This is a genomic window from Streptomyces platensis, from assembly GCF_008704855.1.
GTDB classification, from domain to species: domain Bacteria; phylum Actinomycetota; class Actinomycetes; order Streptomycetales; family Streptomycetaceae; genus Streptomyces; species Streptomyces platensis.
In genome coordinates, this window is sequence record NZ_CP023691.1 from 1,654,213 (window position 1) to 1,669,750 (window position 15,538).

Genomic DNA, 15,538 nt, shown 5'->3' on the forward strand with positions numbered 1-15,538 from the left:
GATACGGGCCCTGACCAGGGGTCATATGATTGTCCGAGCGCTTCGTCGGGCGTGTGTGCGATCCCCCAAGGGGCCTCGCGGCGCCCGGTGCGTCCCTGCCGCGCGGGGATGTTCCGCGCGGGCGGCGGACCGCATGGCATCGCCGCTGGTCGGGCCGCCGTGGCCGCCGCTACGTGCCCTGCCGGGCCCGCCCCCTGGCCATGATCACGGCCAGTCCGGCGTCCGTGTCCCGCCAGTAACCCACCGCATCCGCCAGCACTCCCTCGACGATGCTCCACTCATCGGGCGCCGCGGCCGCGTACCCCTGCCAGCCCGTCACCACGAGCAGCCGGCCGCGGTCGGCCGGGCACCAGGACAGATCGGTGAGGCAGTCGGCGAGCGCGTCCCAGTTGCGGCCGAACCACTCCGGCAGCCGCAGCGCGCGGGCGCATCGCTCCATGAAGGCGGCCTTGTCCGCGACCCCGTCGAGATCCAGGGACGAACCGGTCCAGCCGGCGTCCCGGGCGGCGGCCAGCGCGTCCGCCACCGCGCGCTCCGCGGGCCAGGGCAGCACCCCCGGGGGCGTGCTGCCGTCGAGCACCGCGGCGAGCGGCCGGGGTACGGGAGCCGTCATCGGAGCACCGCCTTGAAGGACCGGTAGTGATCTTCGGTGTAGTACGTCTCATGGCTCCGGCCGGTGACCAGCCGGCGGGCGCCGCGGTCCGGTGCGCCCGGCGTGGGAACGGTGTACTCGTGGTAGTGACCGCGCGGCTGACGGGGCAGCAGCCGCTCCCGGTTGCCGAAGACCGTGCCGTCCTGGGCGTACGGGAAGGGACCGCCGGCGTCGATGAGGCGCAGGGTGTCCCGGGCCTGGGAAGGCAGCTCGCCGACCGGCACGACCGGCATGCCCTGCGACCGGTCCGGTACACCCGAAGCCCGGAGCGTACCGTCGACGGCCGTCGCGGTGGACCGCGGCGCCGCCTGCGAACTCCCGTTGGGGCCACCGCCCGTGGAGCACCCGGTCAGCACCAGGAGCAGCCCGGCGAGCAGCGCGCCGAGGACGGCGGCGGCACGGCGCGGGGAGAAGCGGATCACCATGCGCCGATGCTGTCACAGGGCCGCGCAGGCTGCTCGTCGATGACCGCGCCCGGGGTGCCCGCGGGGGCGCGGACCCGGGCTTACGCGGGCCGCCCGGCGTCGCGTCCGGCTACGGATCCGGCTCCGGCCCGCCGTACATCACGCACCGCGACCGGCTCCGGCGTGCGTCACGCCCCGTCGGGGTCCGCCCGGTCCAGTGCCGGGCGCGGCCCCGGGCCGGTCTCCAGCAGCAGATGGTCGGCGGCCGCGGTGTCCGTGACCAGGCTCGTCACCAGCCCGGAGCGCAGCACCGCACCGATCGCGGCGGCCTTGCGCCGGCCGCCCGCGATGGCGACGACCTCCGGGATCCGGCGCAGCCGGTCCGCCTCGACGGTGATGCACCGCTCGCCGAGGTCCCGGCCGATCCGCCGCCCCTCGGCATCGAAGAGGTGCGCCGACATCTCGGCGGCGGCACCCAGCGAGGCGTAGTGCTCCCGCTCCTGGTCCGTCAACATGTCGTAGACGGTCGAGACGCCCGGCTCCCAGGAGCCGATGGAGACACAGGCGACGGTGACCTTGTCGAAGTAGTCGAAGGCGCGGGCGATGCCGGTCTGGCGGCGCAGCGCCTCGGCCGTCGCCGAGTCGGGCAGCAGCATCGGCGCGTAGATCGGGTGCGCCTCGCCCCCGGCGACATCGGCCGCGCGGCGGACCGCCTCGACGGAGCCGCGGTCAGCGGTCCCCGCGTCGTAGACACCGGTCAACTGCACGACGGTGCACGGCGGGAGGCGGTGCAGCGCGGCGGCCATGTGAATGGTCGAGCGGCCCCAGGCCAGCCCCAGCACATCGCCCTCGGCGACCAGCTCGCCCAGCAGGTCGGCCGCGACCTCGCCGAGGTTCTCCGGGTCGGCGGCGTCCTCGGGCGGGGTCTGGCCGCCGAAGGCGGGGGGAGCGTCGGCGGGCGACTCGACGACCACCGCGTGCCGCAGGCCGTAGCGGGCCCGCAGGGCGTCGGAGCGTTCGGCGTCCAGCTCGGAGGGCACCCGGATCTCGATGCGTACGAGATCACGCTCCAGCGCCGTCTCCAGCACCCGCGCGACCTTGAACCGGCTGACGCCGAATTCCTCCGCGATCTGAATCTTCGACTTGCCCTCAAGATAGAAACGGCGGGCCATGGCCGCGGCCTGCACCAGCTCGGCAGGGCCCATTCCGGACTGTGGGCGGCTGGCTACCACGAAATTCTCCCCTTTTGCGCATCTGATCGAGTCTTTGCTCATCCTTTCAGAAACCCGGCGGCAACGGGGACCATCAGCGCCCCGACCCTCATGAACGCTCGGTGGCGCCCCACACAAGGGGCGGCGCGGCCGTCTCACGAGGAGATTCCCGTGGCCGGAATGGACCGGGCCGCCCGCGCCCCCGCTCGGGAATTCAGTGCGCGCAGCCCCAGCCCGCCGCCGCGGTCGCCGTCTCGGCCTTCTCGCGCAGGTCCCGGACCGCCTTCGCCGGATCGTCCGCGCCGTACACCGCGGAGCCCGCGACGAACACGTCCGCGCCCGCCTCCGCGCACCGCTCGATGGTCGCCGCCGAGACCCCGCCGTCCACCTGAAGCGCCAGCTGAAGGCCGTGCCGGGAGATCAGCTCACGGGTGCGGCGGATCTTCGGCAGCATGATGTCCAGGAAGGCCTGGCCGCCGAAGCCGGGCTCCACGGTCATGATCAGCAGCATGTCGAGCTCGGGCAGCAGATCCTCGTACGGCTCGATCGGCGTGGCCGGCTTCAGCGCCATCGACGCCCGCGCCCCCTTGGCCCGGATCTCCCGCGCCAGCCGCACCGGCGCGGCCGCCGCCTCCACATGAAAGGTCACGGAACCGGCCCCGGCCTCGATGTACTGCGGCGCCCAGCGGTCCGGGTCCTCGATCATCAGATGCAGATCGAGCGGGGTGTCCGTCGCCTTGCTCAGCGACTCGACCACCGGCACACCAAGGGTCAGATTGGGCACGAAGTGGTTGTCCATGACGTCGACGTGCAGCCAGTCGGCGCCCTCCACCGCCTTCGCCTCCTCGGCAAGGCGAGCGAAGTCCGCGGACAGAATGCTGGGGTTGATCAAGGCCATGCCCCCAGTATGGCGTGCGGTCCGGGGGACCAGGGAGGGGGGACGGCGGGGCGGCCGTGGACAGCACACTGAGGCAAGACCGACGGCAAACCTCTGCCGACCGACCACACGCCCACGCGCCCTGATCCCCCGGCGCCCGCTCGCGCCTTCTTCCGGAACAGATGCCGCAAGGGCCACGCGCCCGCTGTCAGGCCGTCCGGCGCAGCAAGGCCAAATACATAGCGTCCGTACCGTGCAGATGGGGCCACAGCTGGACGTCCGGACCATCGCCGAGGGCCGGGACGCCGGGCATCAGGGGACGGGCGTCGATCCACTCCGTCTCGAACGGTGCGCCGCCCCGGCCCTTGAGGACGTCGTCCACCACGGCGCGGGTCTCGGCCGGATGCGGTGAGCAGGTCGCATAGCCGACGACGCCGCCGACCCGGACCGCCGCGAGCGCCTGCCGGAGCAGTTCGCGCTGGAGGGGGGCGAAGCCGTCGAGGTCCTCGGGGCGGCGCCGCCAGCGGGCCTCCGGGCGGCGGCGCAGCGCGCCCAGGCCGGTGCACGGCACGTCCACCAGGACCCGGTCGAAGGCGCCGGGCCGCCAGGCGGGGCGGGTGCCGTCGGCCGCGATGACCGCGTACGGGCCGGGGTTGCCCGCCAGCGCCCGGGCCACCAGACGGGCGCGGTGCGGCTGCTTCTCCGACGCCAGCAGGGCGGCGCCCCGCTGCGCGGCGAGCGCCGCCAGCAGCGCCGCCTTGCCGCCGGGGCCGGCGCAGCCGTCGAGCCAGGCGCGGTCGGGGCCCTCGACGGGCGCGTTCGCCAGCGCCAGGGCGACGAGCTGGCTGCCCTCGTCCTGCACCCCGGCACGCCCCTCGCGCACCGGGTCCAGGGCGCCCGGCTCACCGCCTTCCGCGAGCCGCACCGCGTACGGGGACCAGCGCCCGGGGAGCGCGCTCTCCTCGCCGGCCACCGTCAGCAGTTCCTCGGCGGTGCTCCGGCCGGGCCGGGCGACCAGGGTCACCTCGGGGCGCTCGTTGTCCGCTTCCAGCAGGTCCTCGATGCCGGCCCGGCCGCCGCCGAGCGCGTCCCACAGGGCCGAGACGATCCAGCGGGGGTGTGCGTGCACGAGGCCGAGGTAGTCCTCGGGGTCCTTGTCGTACTCCGGGGCTACCCGCTCCAGCCACCCGTCCAGGTCATGGGCCGCGACCTTGCGCAGCACCGCGTTGACGAACTTCGCCCGGCCGTCGCCGAGCACCACCCGCGCCAGTTCGACGCTGGCGCTGACCGCGGCGTGGCTGGGGATACGGGTGCCGAGCAGCTGGTGCGCCCCGAGCGTCAGCACGTCCAGGACCGGGGGGTCCACCTCGCGCAGCGGCCGGTCCACGCACTGCGCGATGATCGCGTCATACGTGCCCTGCCACCGCAGCGTGCCGTACACCAGCTCCGTCGCCAGCGCCGCGTCCCGGGCGTCGAAGTCACCGCCCTCACGCGCCTTGCGCAGCAGGGGCGGCAGGACCAGATTCGCGTAGGCATCGCGCTCGTCGACGGCCCGCAGCGCCTCGAACGCGAGGATCCTGACCGGGTCCTTCTGCGGGCGGCGATAGGGCTTGCTGGGGCGACGGGCTGGCTGCTGACTCACAGAAAAGGTGCTCCGGATACGAGATGAGGGGTACCTCCCAGCCTACGCGGACCTGGTGGCGGCGCCGGGAGAGGGACGGGTGCAGTGGGCAGCGCGGCGACGGCACCGCGGCACGTGGGCGGCACCTCGGCGCGGCACGGTGGGCGGCACCGCGGCGCGACGGGCGGCACCGCGGCGCGCTCGGGCAGGCCCCTCGGGAATACCGGCCCGCCCCCGCCACGTTGTGGCCCGCAGGGGGCGCCGGCATCCCCTACGGGATGTGTTCGCCCACCCCCTAAGCGCTGTCCCCCAGCCGCTCCCCGCCCTCGATGCGCACCCCGCGCGCCCAGTCGGCGGCCTTCATCGGCTTCTTGCCCTGCGGCTGGACCCAGATGAGTTCCACGGGGTGGCTGCCCGTGCCGACGTGCACCGCCTTCTTGGTGACGGCGAGTTCGCCGGGCGCCAGGCCCAACTCCGCGTGGTCCACGGCCGGGACGGCGGACATCAGCTTGAGGCGCTCGCCGCGGAAGACCGTCCAGGCGCCGGGCGCGGGCGCGCAGCCGCGGATCACCCGGTCGACCCGCAGTGCGGGCGCCGCCCAGTCCACCTTGGCATCCTCGACCTCGATCTTCGGGGCGAGCGTGACGCCCTCGGCCGGCTGCGGCACCGCCTGGAGCGTGCCGTCCTCGATGCCGTCCATCGTCGCCACCAGCAGCCCGGAACCGGCGAACGCCAGCCGGGTCAGCAGATCGCCGCTGGTGTCGGTCGCCCGGACCTCCTCGGTGAGCACCCCGAAGACCGGACCGGAGTCCAGGCCGGTCTCGATCTGGAAGGTCGAGGCGCCCGTCACCTCGTCCCCGGCCAGCACCGCGTGCTGCACGGGCGCCGCGCCCCGCCAGGCGGGCAGCAGCGAGAAGTGCAGATTGACCCACCCCTTGGCGGGAATGTCGAGCGCGGCCTTCGGCAGCAGCGCACCGTAGGCGACCACCGGGCAGCAGTCCGGCGCGATCTCCCGCAGCCGGGCCAGGAAGTCCTCGTCGCGCGGTTTGGCGGGCTTGAGCACCTCGATGCCCGCCTCCTCCGCACGCTCCGCGACGGGGCTGGCGACCAGCTTCCGGCCGCGTCCGGCGGGGGCGTCGGGCCGGGTCACCACGGCCACGACCTCGTGCCGGTCCGAGGCGATCAGGGCATCGAGGGCGGGTACGGCGACCTCGGGGGTGCCGGCGAAGACAAGCCTCATGGGTGGCGAACTACCTCTCACACGCAGCGGAACGACGCACCAGTCTATGGGTCCGGCACGCGGGCCACGGGAGACGGTTCCAGGGGGCGTACACGAATTCCCGCGCCTTGTGCGGAAGCTCGTACGCCCCCATACCGTGACCAGAGCCGCTGCTGTCGCGTTGGTCAAACAGCATTGACCCGGGCCGGGCCGCTCTGGCGGCCCGCTCGTATCACATCCTTCCTATTTCACGCCGGTTCGAGAGGCTTGCTCATGGCCGACCACGCAACCCACGACGCCCAGGCGCGCGCCAGCCTGCATCTCCTGGTGCGGGACATCGAGCGGGTGCGCCGGCAGGTGGACGCACTGCGCACGCTGACCGCTCAGCTCGGCAACGTCTACCGGCCCCGGCGCACGGGCCCTTCCGCGGGCTTCGTCGTCTACGGACGCGCGCCCGCTCCGACGGTGCGCCTCGCCCAGGAACTGCGGGACAGCGTCGAAACCCTCGTCACGGCCGCGGTCGACTTCGACCGTTCGCTGGGATTCTCGTGGGACGCGGTGGGCTCGGCGCTCGGCGTCACCAAACAGGCGGTACACCGTCGTTACGGTGCCCGCAGAGCCGCGGCCCAGCCCGCCGCGGAGGCCAACGGCGCCGAGCCGGCGGTGCGTTCGCCGGAAACCACCGCGACCCGTGCGGTGACCGTGGCCGCGGGGCTGCCCGCCGCGCCGTCCGTCCCGGCCGCCCGGTCCATGCCCGCCCAGCCCTCCGCGGCCGCCCGCGACGAACCGGCCCGGCCGGGCGCCTTCCCCGGCCCCCGCAACGGCTGAACCACCCGCGACACCGGGCGCCTTCGCCCCCACGCCGCTCGCCAACGCCCCGGGACGCCGCCTCGGTCCCGGGGCGGCGCCATGTCCGGGGCGGGGACGCGCCGACGGCCCGCCCCGGCGGACGCTCACCCCAGATCGGGCGGATCGATCCGGACCCGTACCGCCTCTCCCTCCCGCTTGACCAGCCGGGCCGCTCGGGCGGCCTTGAGCGCGGCGGCGAGGGCCGCGCCCTGGCCGGGGCGGACCCGGACCAGCGCACGCTCCCACTGCTCGCCCGGCGGCGGGTCGCCCGGGCGGCGCGGGCGAGCGGGGTCCGGCACCGGGAGTGGTACGGGCCCCAACACCTCGGCGCCCGCGGGGAGTTCGGCGGATCTCAACAGCTCGGTGACATCGTCGGCGCGGCCGGCCACGGCAGCCATCCGCGACACCGGAGGGAAGCCCAGCTCGGCCCGCTCGGCCAGCTCACGGACCGCATGGCCGACCGGATCCCAGCGCACCAGCGCCTGCACCGGCCGCAGCGTCGGCTCCGCGATCACCGCGACCGTGCCGCCCGCCGCCTGACCGCGGACCAGCGCGGCGGCTCCCAGCCAGCGGCGCAGCGCCTCCTCCCCCGCCCGCAGGTCCGGCCGCCCCAGCAGCGCCCAGCCGTCCAGCAGCAGCGCGGCCGCATACCCGTCGCCCTCGGCCACCGGCTCCGCACCGGGGGTGCTCACCACGAGCGCGGGGGCAGCGGGCACCGTGGCCAGCACATGGTCCCGCCCCGAGGTCCGCACCGGCACCGCCGGGAACACCCGGCCGAGCTCCTCCGCCGTCCGCCGCGCCCCCACGATCTGGGCCCGCAGCCGCGCGCCGCCGCACTCGGAGCAGTGCCAGTCCGGCTCCGGGCGGCCGCACCACGCACAGCACAGCTCGCCGGCGTCCTGCGCCTCCAGCGGGCCCGCGCAGGACCGGCAGCGCGCGGGGGTACGGCACCGTTCGCACGCCAGCCGGGGCGCGTATCCCCGGCGCGGCACCTGGATGAGCACCGGTCCGCGCTGGAGGCCGTCCCGCACCACCTGCCAGGCCATCGACGGCAGCCGGGCGGCCCGGGCGGCGGCGTCCCGCGCCTCGTCACCGTCGCCGACCGTACGCACCAGGGGCGCCGCGGCCCGCACCTGATCGCGCTCGGCGGTCAGCGGGCGCGCCCAGCCCGTCTCGACCAGCTGGGCCGCCTCGACCGTGCAGCTGAGCCCGCCCAGCAGAAATCCCGCCCGCTCATGGACCGACCGCTGGATGAGGACCTCACGGGCATGCGGCTGCGGCGCATGCGGGTCGCTGTGGCTGGCGTCCCCGTCGTCCCAGAGGGCGACCAGGCCCAGGTCGGCGACCGGCGCGAACATCGCCGCCCGGGTCCCCACCACGGCGCGCACCGCGCCCCGGCTGACCGCCAGCCAGCGGCGATAGCGCTCCTCGGGCCCGGCGTCGGCGGTCAGCAGCACATGCCGGCCCGCGCCGATCAGCTCACCGAGGGCCGCGTCCACCCGCGCCGCGGCCCGCCCGTCCGGCACCACCACCAGCGCACCGCGGCCGCCAGTCAGCGCCGCGGCCGCCGCCCGCGCCAGCTCCTGTGGCCAGGTCGGCCCGGGCAGCGCCGTCCACACCGCCCGCGGCGCGTCCCCCCGGGTGAGCGCCGCCAGGAACCCGGCGCCGGCACCGTAGCGCTCCCAACTTCCCGGCTCCGGGGGCGGGTTGGGCGGCAGCGGGGCGGGCGAGGGCTTGGCCTCCGCGCGCGCCCGCCGGGGCGGCACCGCCAGCTGCACCACATCGGCGAGCGTCCCGGCATAGCGGTCCGCGACCGACCGGCACAGCGCCAGCAGCTCCGGCGTCAGCACCCGCTCGGACGACAGCACCTGCGCGACCGGGGCGAGCACCCCCCGGTAGTCGCTCTCCGCGACCCGCTCCACGATGAAGCCACTGACCAGCTTGCCGCCCTCGCGCCGACCACCCTTCTCCCCCGCCCCGAAGCGCACCCGGACCCGGACCCCGGGCTGCGCCTCGTGATCCATCGCCGCCGGGACCGCATAGTCGAAATACCGGTCGAGGTGCACCAGCCCCTTGTCGACCAGCACCCGCGCCACCGGCAGCTCGGCCGCCAGCTCGGCCCCCCGCCAGGTCCGCGGCTTCGCCCGCTCCGCCTTGGTCTCCCGCACGGCCTCCCGGATGAGGGCCAACTGCTCGCCCGCATCCGCCGCCCCCGCCTCCGGTCGCCCGTTCTCCCTGCTCACAGCATCAGTCTTAGCAGACCGCACGGACAGTGCCCGGCGGGCTGTGGACAGCCGACGGCCCCGGACCGCCGAGCGGTCCGGGGCCGTGGCACTCACACGGGCGCTACGGGACTTACAGCCCCGCGGCCTGCTTCAGCGCCTCCACGCGGTCCGTGCGCTCCCAGGTGAAGTCCTCCAGCTCACGGCCGAAGTGGCCGTAGGCGGCGGTCTCCGCGTAGATGGGACGGAGCAGGTCGAGGTCGCGGATGATGGCCGCCGGGCGGAGGTCGAAGACCTCGCCGATGGCCTGCTCGATCTTGTCGGTGTCGACCGTGGCGGTGCCGAAGGTCTCGACGAAGAGACCGACCGGCTCGGCCTTGCCGATCGCGTAGGCGACCTGGACCTCACAGCGGGCCGCGAGGCCGGCCGCGACGACGTTCTTGGCGACCCAGCGCATCGCGTAGGCGGCCGAGCGGTCGACCTTGGACGGGTCCTTGCCGGAGAAGGCGCCGCCACCGTGGCGGGCCATGCCGCCGTAGGTGTCGATGATGATCTTGCGGCCGGTGAGGCCGGCGTCACCCATGGGGCCGCCGATCTCGAAGCGCCCGGTCGGGTTGACCAGCAGACGGTAGCCCTCGGTGTCCAGCTTGATGCCGTCCTCGACCAGCTGGTTGAGGACGTGCTCGACGACGAACTCGCGAATGTCGGGCGCGAGCAGCGAGTCCAGGTCGATGTCGCTGGCGTGCTGCGAGGAAACCACGACGGTGTCGAGGCGGACGGCCTTGTGGCCGTCGTACTCGATGGTGACCTGGGTCTTGCCGTCGGGACGGAGGTAGGGGATGGTCCCGTTCTTGCGGACCTCGGACAGGCGGCGGGAGAGCCGGTGCGCGAGGTTGATCGGGAGCGGCATCAGCTCCGGCGTCTCGTCGCAGGCGTAGCCGAACATCAGGCCCTGGTCGCCGGCGCCCTGCTTGTCCAGCTCGTCGTCATCGCCCTCGACGCGGTTCTCGTACGCGGTGTCGACACCCTGGGCGATGTCCGGGGACTGCGCGCCGATGGACACCGAGACGCCGCAGGAAGCGCCGTCGAAGCCCTTCTTGGACGAGTCGTACCCGATGTCCAGGATCTTGTTGCGGACGAGGTTGGGGATGTCGGCGTACGCCTTCGTCGTCACCTCGCCGGCCACATGCACCAGGCCGGTGGTGATCAGCGTCTCCACGGCGACCCGGGACGTCGGGTCTTCCTTGAGGAGAGCGTCGAGGATGGTGTCGCTGATCTGGTCAGCGATCTTGTCGGGGTGTCCCTCGGTGACGGATTCCGAGGTGAAAAGGCGGCGGGACACATCGCTCCCTGGGGTTGCAGCGGCTGCTGGCTGATCATTGGCGGACGGGCCGAGAGCTGCGCTCGGCCCGATCCACTCGCCAGTTTATCGGTCGGATGCGGCGTTCGGGCACACGGTCTCGATTTATGGACCCCCCGTGACCTGGGACACCGCGGCTTACGCTAGGACGATCACCTTGAGAATCTGCCGGGTCAAGGGGACATGCCCGATTTTGCAGGGCTGACGGAGTGATTCCGGGGCCGCTTCAGCGCTTCAGCGGCGAGTCTCGGCCAGGCGGGGTGCGACCAGGTCCCAGACCGTGTCGGCCAGGGATTCTTTGGGCCCGTACGGCACCGGGGTTTCGGTTCCGTCGGCCGCGAGGATCACCGCTTCGTTCTCCGCCGAGCCGAAGGCCTTGTGCTCGCCGACCTCATTGACGACGAGCAGGTCACAGCCCTTGCGGGCGAGCTTGGCGCGTCCGTTGGCGAGCACGTCGTCGGTCTCCGCGGCGAAGCCGACTACGAGCTGGCCCGGGTGGGCCCGCTCGGCGGAAAGCTCGGCGAGGATGTCCGGATTTCGCACCAAGGCGATGGGTTCCGGCTCCTGGCCCTCAACCTTCTTGATCTTGCCGGAGGCGTAGACGGCGGGACGGAAATCGGCGACGGCGGCGGCCATGACCACCGCGTCGGCGTCCGCGGCGGCCTTCACCATCTCCTCACGGAGCCGGCGGGCCGTACCGACGGGGATCACGTCCACACCGGCCGGATCGGGCAGCTCGGTGTTGCCGGCGACCAGGGTGACCCGGGCGCCGCGGGCCACCGCCGTACGGGCGAGCGCGTAGCCCTGCTTGCCGGAGGAGCGATTGCCCAGGTAGCGGACGGGATCCAGCGGCTCGCGGGTACCGCCCGCGCTGATCACGACATGGCGTCCGGCGAGATCCTGCTCGCTCGCTCGCGCACCGCGGGCCAGCACCCGGCGGCAGAACGCGAAGATCTCGGCCGGGTCGGGGAAGCGGCCCTTGCCGGTGTCGACGCCGGTCAGCCGGCCGACCGCGGGGTCGATCACCAGCGCGCCGCGGCGGCGCAGGGTGGCGACGTTCTCCTGGGTGGCCGGGTTCTCCCACATCTCGGTGTGCATCGCGGGCGCGAAGATCACCGGACAGCGGGCGGTGAGCAGCGTGTTCGTCAGCAGATCGTCGGCGAGGCCGTGCGCGGCCTTGGCCAGCATGTCGGCGGTGGCGGGCGCCACCACGACGAGATCGGCGGCCTGGCCGATACGGACGTGCGGGACCTCGTGGACGGACTCCCAGACCTCGGTGCCCGCCGGGTTGCCGGACAGCGCCGACCAGGTGGCCTCCCCCACGAAGTGCAGCGCCGAAGCGGTCGGCACCACCCGTACGTCGTGCCCGGACTCGGTCAGCCGCCGCAGCAGTTCGCACGCCTTGTACGCGGCGATCCCGCCGCTGACCCCCAGGACGACCCTGGGCCGCTCCCGCTCCCGCATGTCCATCGCTTCGCCGCTCCCCGGGCTAGGTCCCTACGTATGCCCCTATGACACACCAAGGGCCCGGCGGATGCTCCGCCGGGCCCTTGCTATGTCGCTGTGCTGCTTACTGGGCGGGGCCCTCGATGGCCTCCGAGGTCAGCAGACCCGCGTTGATCTCACGGAGCGCGATCGAGAGGGGCTTCTCGTGGACGTGCGTGTCCACGAGGGGGCCGACGTACTCGAGCAGGCCCTCGCCGAGCTGGGAGTAGTACGCGTTGATCTGGCGCGCGCGCTTGGCGGCGTAGATCACCAGGCTGTACTTCGAATCGGTGGCCTCGAGAAGCTCATCAATGGGCGGGTTGATGATGCCCTCGGGTGCAGTGATGGAAGAGGACACTCTCTACCTTCCGAAGGGGGATGAAGCGGGGGTGTTACGCAAAGTCTTGGACGGTCCGGGGAGCTGCGCGGTCAGCCGCTGGTGTTCCGGTCCCCGGAGCGATTCAGCATCAAGGCTAGCAGCTCGCGGCTGACGTCCTCGACGGAGGTGTTGACAAGCGTCACATCGAACTCTTTCTCCGCTGCCAGCTCGACCCTGGCGGCGGCCAGCCGGCGCTCGATGACCTCCGGCGCCTCGGTGCCCCGTCCGGTGAGCCGGCGGACCAGCTCGTCCCAGCTCGGCGGGGCCAGGAAGACCAGCTCGGCCTCCGCCATGGACGCGCGGACCTGGCGGGCACCCTGAAGATCGATCTCCAGCAGGACCGGCTCCCCGGCCGCCAGCCGGTCCAGCACCGCCTTGCGGGGGGTGCCGTAGCGGTTGCCGGCGAACTCGGCCCATTCGAGCAGCTCACCATTGGCGATGAGCTTGTCGAACTCCTCGTCCTCGACGAAGAAGTAATGGATGCCGTGCCGCTCCCCGGGCCGCGGCTTGCGGGTGGTGGCCGAGACCGAAAGCCAGACCTCGGGGTGGACCTTGCGCATATGCGCGACGACCGTGCTCTTGCCGACCCCGGAGGGGCCGGAGAGCACGGTCAGCCGCGGCTGTCTGGCCGGGGGCGCGGGGGTCGTCCCCCGGGAGACGTCAGAACTCATGCAGCGATTATTCCAGCTTCCCGGTGATGCCGGAAAATTCAGGAAGCGGTGCTGCCGAACTCGCGCTCCAGCGACGCGATCTGGTTGGAGCCAAGTCCCCGGACTCGGCGGCTCTCGGAGATACCGAGCCGTTCCATGATCTGCTTGGCGCGGACCTTGCCGACGCCCGGCAGGGACTCCAAGAGGGCGGAGACCTTCATCTTGCCGATGACGTCGTTCTCCTGGCCCTGCTTGATGACCTCATGGAGGGAAGCACCGGAGTGCTTGAGCCGATTCTTGACCTCGGCGCGCTCCCGGCGAGCCGCGGCGGCCTTCTCGAGCGCGGCTGCGCGCTGTTCAGGGGTAAGGGGCGGAAGAGCCACGCCTACGTCACCTCGGATGTCGAACTGTCGGATACGGACCAGTGTGGAACCTAGTCACCCCACACGTGCGGAGCAACGAGCAACGCGCTTACGTGCAGTGCTCTCGACGGAGACTAGCGGCCGAGGGCGCCAGAGTCAGCGAGAACAGACGAAAAGTCCTGGTCAGACTCTGCTGACCAGGACAATTCGGGACCAAAGTCCCCGTCTTTCGGGTCCTAGGTGAGCGCGGTGCGCACTTCGTCGGCGAATCGGTCCGCCGCCGCGCGCAGCGCCGCGGGGTCCGGACCGTGCCGCAGCACCCCCCGGCTGACGCTCGGGACGACGTTGTGCGCGGCGTTTCCGAAGACCTTCGGCAGGTCGGCGGGCGTGGCGCCCTGCGCGCCGATGCCGGGGGCGAGCAGCGGACCGTTGATCGCCAGATCGAACGAGGAGAGATCGCCGAGCGTGGCGCCGACGACCGCGCCGAAGGAACCCAGCGGTTCGGCTCCGGCGTTTTCGGCGGCAAGATGGCCGAGCATCGTCGCCGCGAGGGTGCTGCCGTCCTCGCGCACCGCCCGCTGGACCTCCGCGCCCTCCGGGTTGGAGGTGAGGGCGAGCACGAAGAGTCCGGCGCCGCTCTCGCGGGCCAGGTCGACGGCCGGCCGGAGCGAGCCGTACCCGAGGTAGGGGGAGACCGTCAGCGCGTCCGAGAACAGCGGGGAGTCCGGGCGCAGGAAGGTCTCGGCGTAGGCGGCCATGGTGGAGCCGATGTCGCCGCGCTTGGCGTCCATCAGGACCAGGGCACCGCGTTCGCGCGCCTCGACGACGGCGGTCTCCAGGACGGCCAGGCCGCGCGAGCCGAAGCGCTCGAAGAACGCGGACTGCGGCTTGAAGACGGCGACCGTCTCGCCGAGGGCCTCCACGACGGTGCGGGTGAAGCGGGCCAGACCCGCGACATCGTCGTTCAGGCCCCAGTCGGCCAGCAGCGAGGCATGGGGGTCGATCCCGACGCAGAGCGGGCCGCGCTCGTCCATGGCCTGCCGCAGGCGCGCGCCGAAGGGGGCGGCCGGCGGGTGGGCGGCTTCCCGGGTCATCCGGTCACCTTCTTGTGCTCGGCGCCGACCACGTCGGCGAGGGTGGCGTAGGGGCTGTTGCGCAGGCGGGCGGCCAGCCCCTTGTGGATCGCGCGGCACCAGAACGGGCCCTGGTAGATGAAGGCGCTGTAGCCCTGGACCAGGGTGGCGCCGGCGAGGATGCGCTGCCAGGCGTCCTCGGCGTCCTCGATGCCGCCGACGCCGATGAGGGTGATCGTGTCGCCGACGCGGGCGTAGAGGCGGCGCAGGACCTCCAGGGAGCGCTCCTTGACGGGCGCGCCGGACAGTCCGCCGGTCTCGGCGATCAGCTTCGGGTCGGAGGTCAGGCCGAGGCCGTCGCGGGCGATGGTGGTGTTGGTGGCGATGATCCCGTCCAGGCCGAGCTCGACGGCGAGGTCGGCGACCGCGTCCACGTCCGCGTCGGCGAGGTCCGGGGCGATCTTGACCAGCAGCGGGACCCGGCGGTCGGTGACCGTACGGTCGGCGGCCTCGCGGACCGCGGTCAGCAGCGGGCGCAGATGCTCGACGGCCTGGAGGTTGCGCAGCCCCGGGGTGTTCGGGGAGGAGACATTGACGACCAGGTAGTCGGCGTGCGGGGCGAGCCGCTCGGTGGAGGTGACGTAGTCCGCGGTCGCTTCGGCCTCCGGTACGACCTTGGTCTTGCCGATGTTGACGCCGACGGTGGCCGGGAACACCGGGTTGCGGGCCGCCAGACGGGCCGCCACGGACGCGGAACCGTCGTTGTTGAAGCCCATCCGGTTGATCAGCGCGCGGTCCGGTACGAGCCGGAACAGCCGCTTTTGGGGATTGCCGGGCTGCGGCTGCGCGGTGACCGTGCCGATCTCGACGTGGTCGAAGCCGAGCATGGTCATTCCGTCGATGGCGACGGCGTTCTTGTCGAAGCCGGCGGCCAGGCCGAAGGGGCCGTGCATCCGGCGGCCCAGGGCCTCGGTGCGCAGCTCCTTGTAGCGGGGCGCGAGGGCGGCCGCGAGGAACGTGCGCAGCACGGGGAGGCGCACGGCGAGCTGGATCCAGCGGAAGGCCAGGTGGTGGGCTTTCTCCGGGTCCATGCGCTGGAAGATCAGTCGGAAGAAGAGGCGGTACATCGTCGGGTGGTGCCTTCCGCACGGGGAGGGACGGGGGGCTCATGAAG

Annotated in this window: 15 protein-coding genes; 1 reads left to right on the forward strand and 14 read right to left on the reverse strand. The window is 73.0% G+C overall.

Going from position 1 to position 15,538, the window contains the following annotated elements; all coding sequences use genetic code 11:
• Positions 1 to 169 precede the first annotated feature (169 nt).
• The 6 genes from CP981_RS06995 to fmt all read right to left on the reverse strand — a co-directional run bounded on the left by CP981_RS06995 (position 170) and on the right by fmt (position 6,005).
• Positions 170 to 613, reverse strand: coding sequence for a barstar family protein (locus CP981_RS06995; protein ID WP_085924513.1), 444 nt, complete (start codon positions 611 to 613; stop codon positions 170 to 172).
• Entirely contained in the window at positions 610 to 1,077 is a 468-nt protein-coding gene (locus CP981_RS07000) for a guanyl-specific ribonuclease (RefSeq protein WP_085924514.1), read from the reverse strand. Before CP981_RS07000 ends, CP981_RS06995 begins: the two co-directional genes overlap by 4 nt.
• A 167-nt stretch (positions 1,078 to 1,244) precedes the next feature.
• On the reverse strand, positions 1,245 to 2,261 hold the full coding sequence (locus CP981_RS07005) for a sugar-binding transcriptional regulator (RefSeq protein ID WP_042156821.1): 1,017 nt from the start codon (positions 2,259 to 2,261) through the stop codon (positions 1,245 to 1,247).
• Between the two features lie 220 nt (positions 2,262 to 2,481).
• Positions 2,482 to 3,165: a ribulose-phosphate 3-epimerase gene (gene rpe, locus CP981_RS07010; protein WP_042156824.1), complete on the reverse strand. Its 684-nt coding sequence runs from the start codon at positions 3,163 to 3,165 to the stop codon at positions 2,482 to 2,484.
• 187 nt (positions 3,166 to 3,352) lie between these two features.
• Entirely contained in the window at positions 3,353 to 4,786 is a 1,434-nt protein-coding gene (locus tag CP981_RS07015) for an RsmB/NOP family class I SAM-dependent RNA methyltransferase (RefSeq protein ID WP_085924515.1), read from the reverse strand.
• A gap of 274 nt (positions 4,787 to 5,060) precedes the next feature.
• Positions 5,061 to 6,005, reverse strand: coding sequence for a methionyl-tRNA formyltransferase (gene fmt, locus CP981_RS07020; RefSeq protein WP_085924516.1), 945 nt, complete (start codon positions 6,003 to 6,005; stop codon positions 5,061 to 5,063).
• Between the two features lie 252 nt (positions 6,006 to 6,257).
• On the opposite strand from fmt, the gene CP981_RS07025 reads away from it, so the two are divergent.
• Positions 6,258 to 6,812, forward strand: coding sequence for a hypothetical protein (locus tag CP981_RS07025; protein WP_085924517.1), 555 nt, complete (start codon positions 6,258 to 6,260; stop codon positions 6,810 to 6,812).
• 125 nt (positions 6,813 to 6,937) lie between these two features.
• On the opposite strand, the gene CP981_RS07030 is transcribed toward CP981_RS07025, so the two are convergent.
• The 8 genes from CP981_RS07030 to CP981_RS07065 all read right to left on the reverse strand — a co-directional run bounded on the left by CP981_RS07030 (position 6,938) and on the right by CP981_RS07065 (position 15,491).
• Positions 6,938 to 9,076 carry a primosomal protein N' gene (locus CP981_RS07030; RefSeq protein ID WP_085924518.1) on the reverse strand — a complete coding sequence of 713 codons (2,139 nt, stop codon included), beginning with the start codon at positions 9,074 to 9,076 and terminating at the stop codon, positions 6,938 to 6,940.
• Positions 9,077 to 9,188: 112 nt separating this feature from the next.
• Positions 9,189 to 10,397 carry a methionine adenosyltransferase gene (metK, locus tag CP981_RS07035; RefSeq protein ID WP_085924519.1) on the reverse strand — a complete coding sequence of 403 codons (1,209 nt, stop codon included), beginning with the start codon at positions 10,395 to 10,397 and terminating at the stop codon, positions 9,189 to 9,191.
• Between the two features lie 252 nt (positions 10,398 to 10,649).
• A complete protein-coding gene (gene coaBC / locus CP981_RS07040; protein WP_425282113.1) occupies positions 10,650 to 11,885 on the reverse strand; it encodes a bifunctional phosphopantothenoylcysteine decarboxylase/phosphopantothenate--cysteine ligase CoaBC in 1,236 nt (411 codons plus the stop codon).
• Positions 11,886 to 11,985: 100 nt separating this feature from the next.
• Entirely contained in the window at positions 11,986 to 12,258 is a 273-nt protein-coding gene (gene rpoZ / locus CP981_RS07045; protein WP_005319902.1) for a DNA-directed RNA polymerase subunit omega, read from the reverse strand.
• 71 nt (positions 12,259 to 12,329) lie between these two features.
• Positions 12,330 to 12,950 (reverse strand): guanylate kinase, encoded by a 621-nt coding sequence (gene gmk / locus CP981_RS07050; protein WP_085924520.1) that lies wholly within the window; start codon positions 12,948 to 12,950, stop codon positions 12,330 to 12,332.
• Positions 12,951 to 12,988: 38 nt separating this feature from the next.
• Positions 12,989 to 13,312, reverse strand: a complete 324-nt coding sequence (locus CP981_RS07055; RefSeq protein ID WP_006607450.1) for an integration host factor — start codon at positions 13,310 to 13,312, stop codon at positions 12,989 to 12,991.
• 215 nt (positions 13,313 to 13,527) lie between these two features.
• Positions 13,528 to 14,385 carry an orotidine-5'-phosphate decarboxylase gene (gene pyrF, locus CP981_RS07060; protein ID WP_085924521.1) on the reverse strand — a complete coding sequence of 286 codons (858 nt, stop codon included), beginning with the start codon at positions 14,383 to 14,385 and terminating at the stop codon, positions 13,528 to 13,530.
• A complete protein-coding gene (locus tag CP981_RS07065; protein ID WP_085924522.1) occupies positions 14,382 to 15,491 on the reverse strand; it encodes a quinone-dependent dihydroorotate dehydrogenase in 1,110 nt (369 codons plus the stop codon). Before CP981_RS07065 ends, pyrF begins: the two co-directional genes overlap by 4 nt.
• Positions 15,492 to 15,538: the final 47 nt, after the last annotated feature.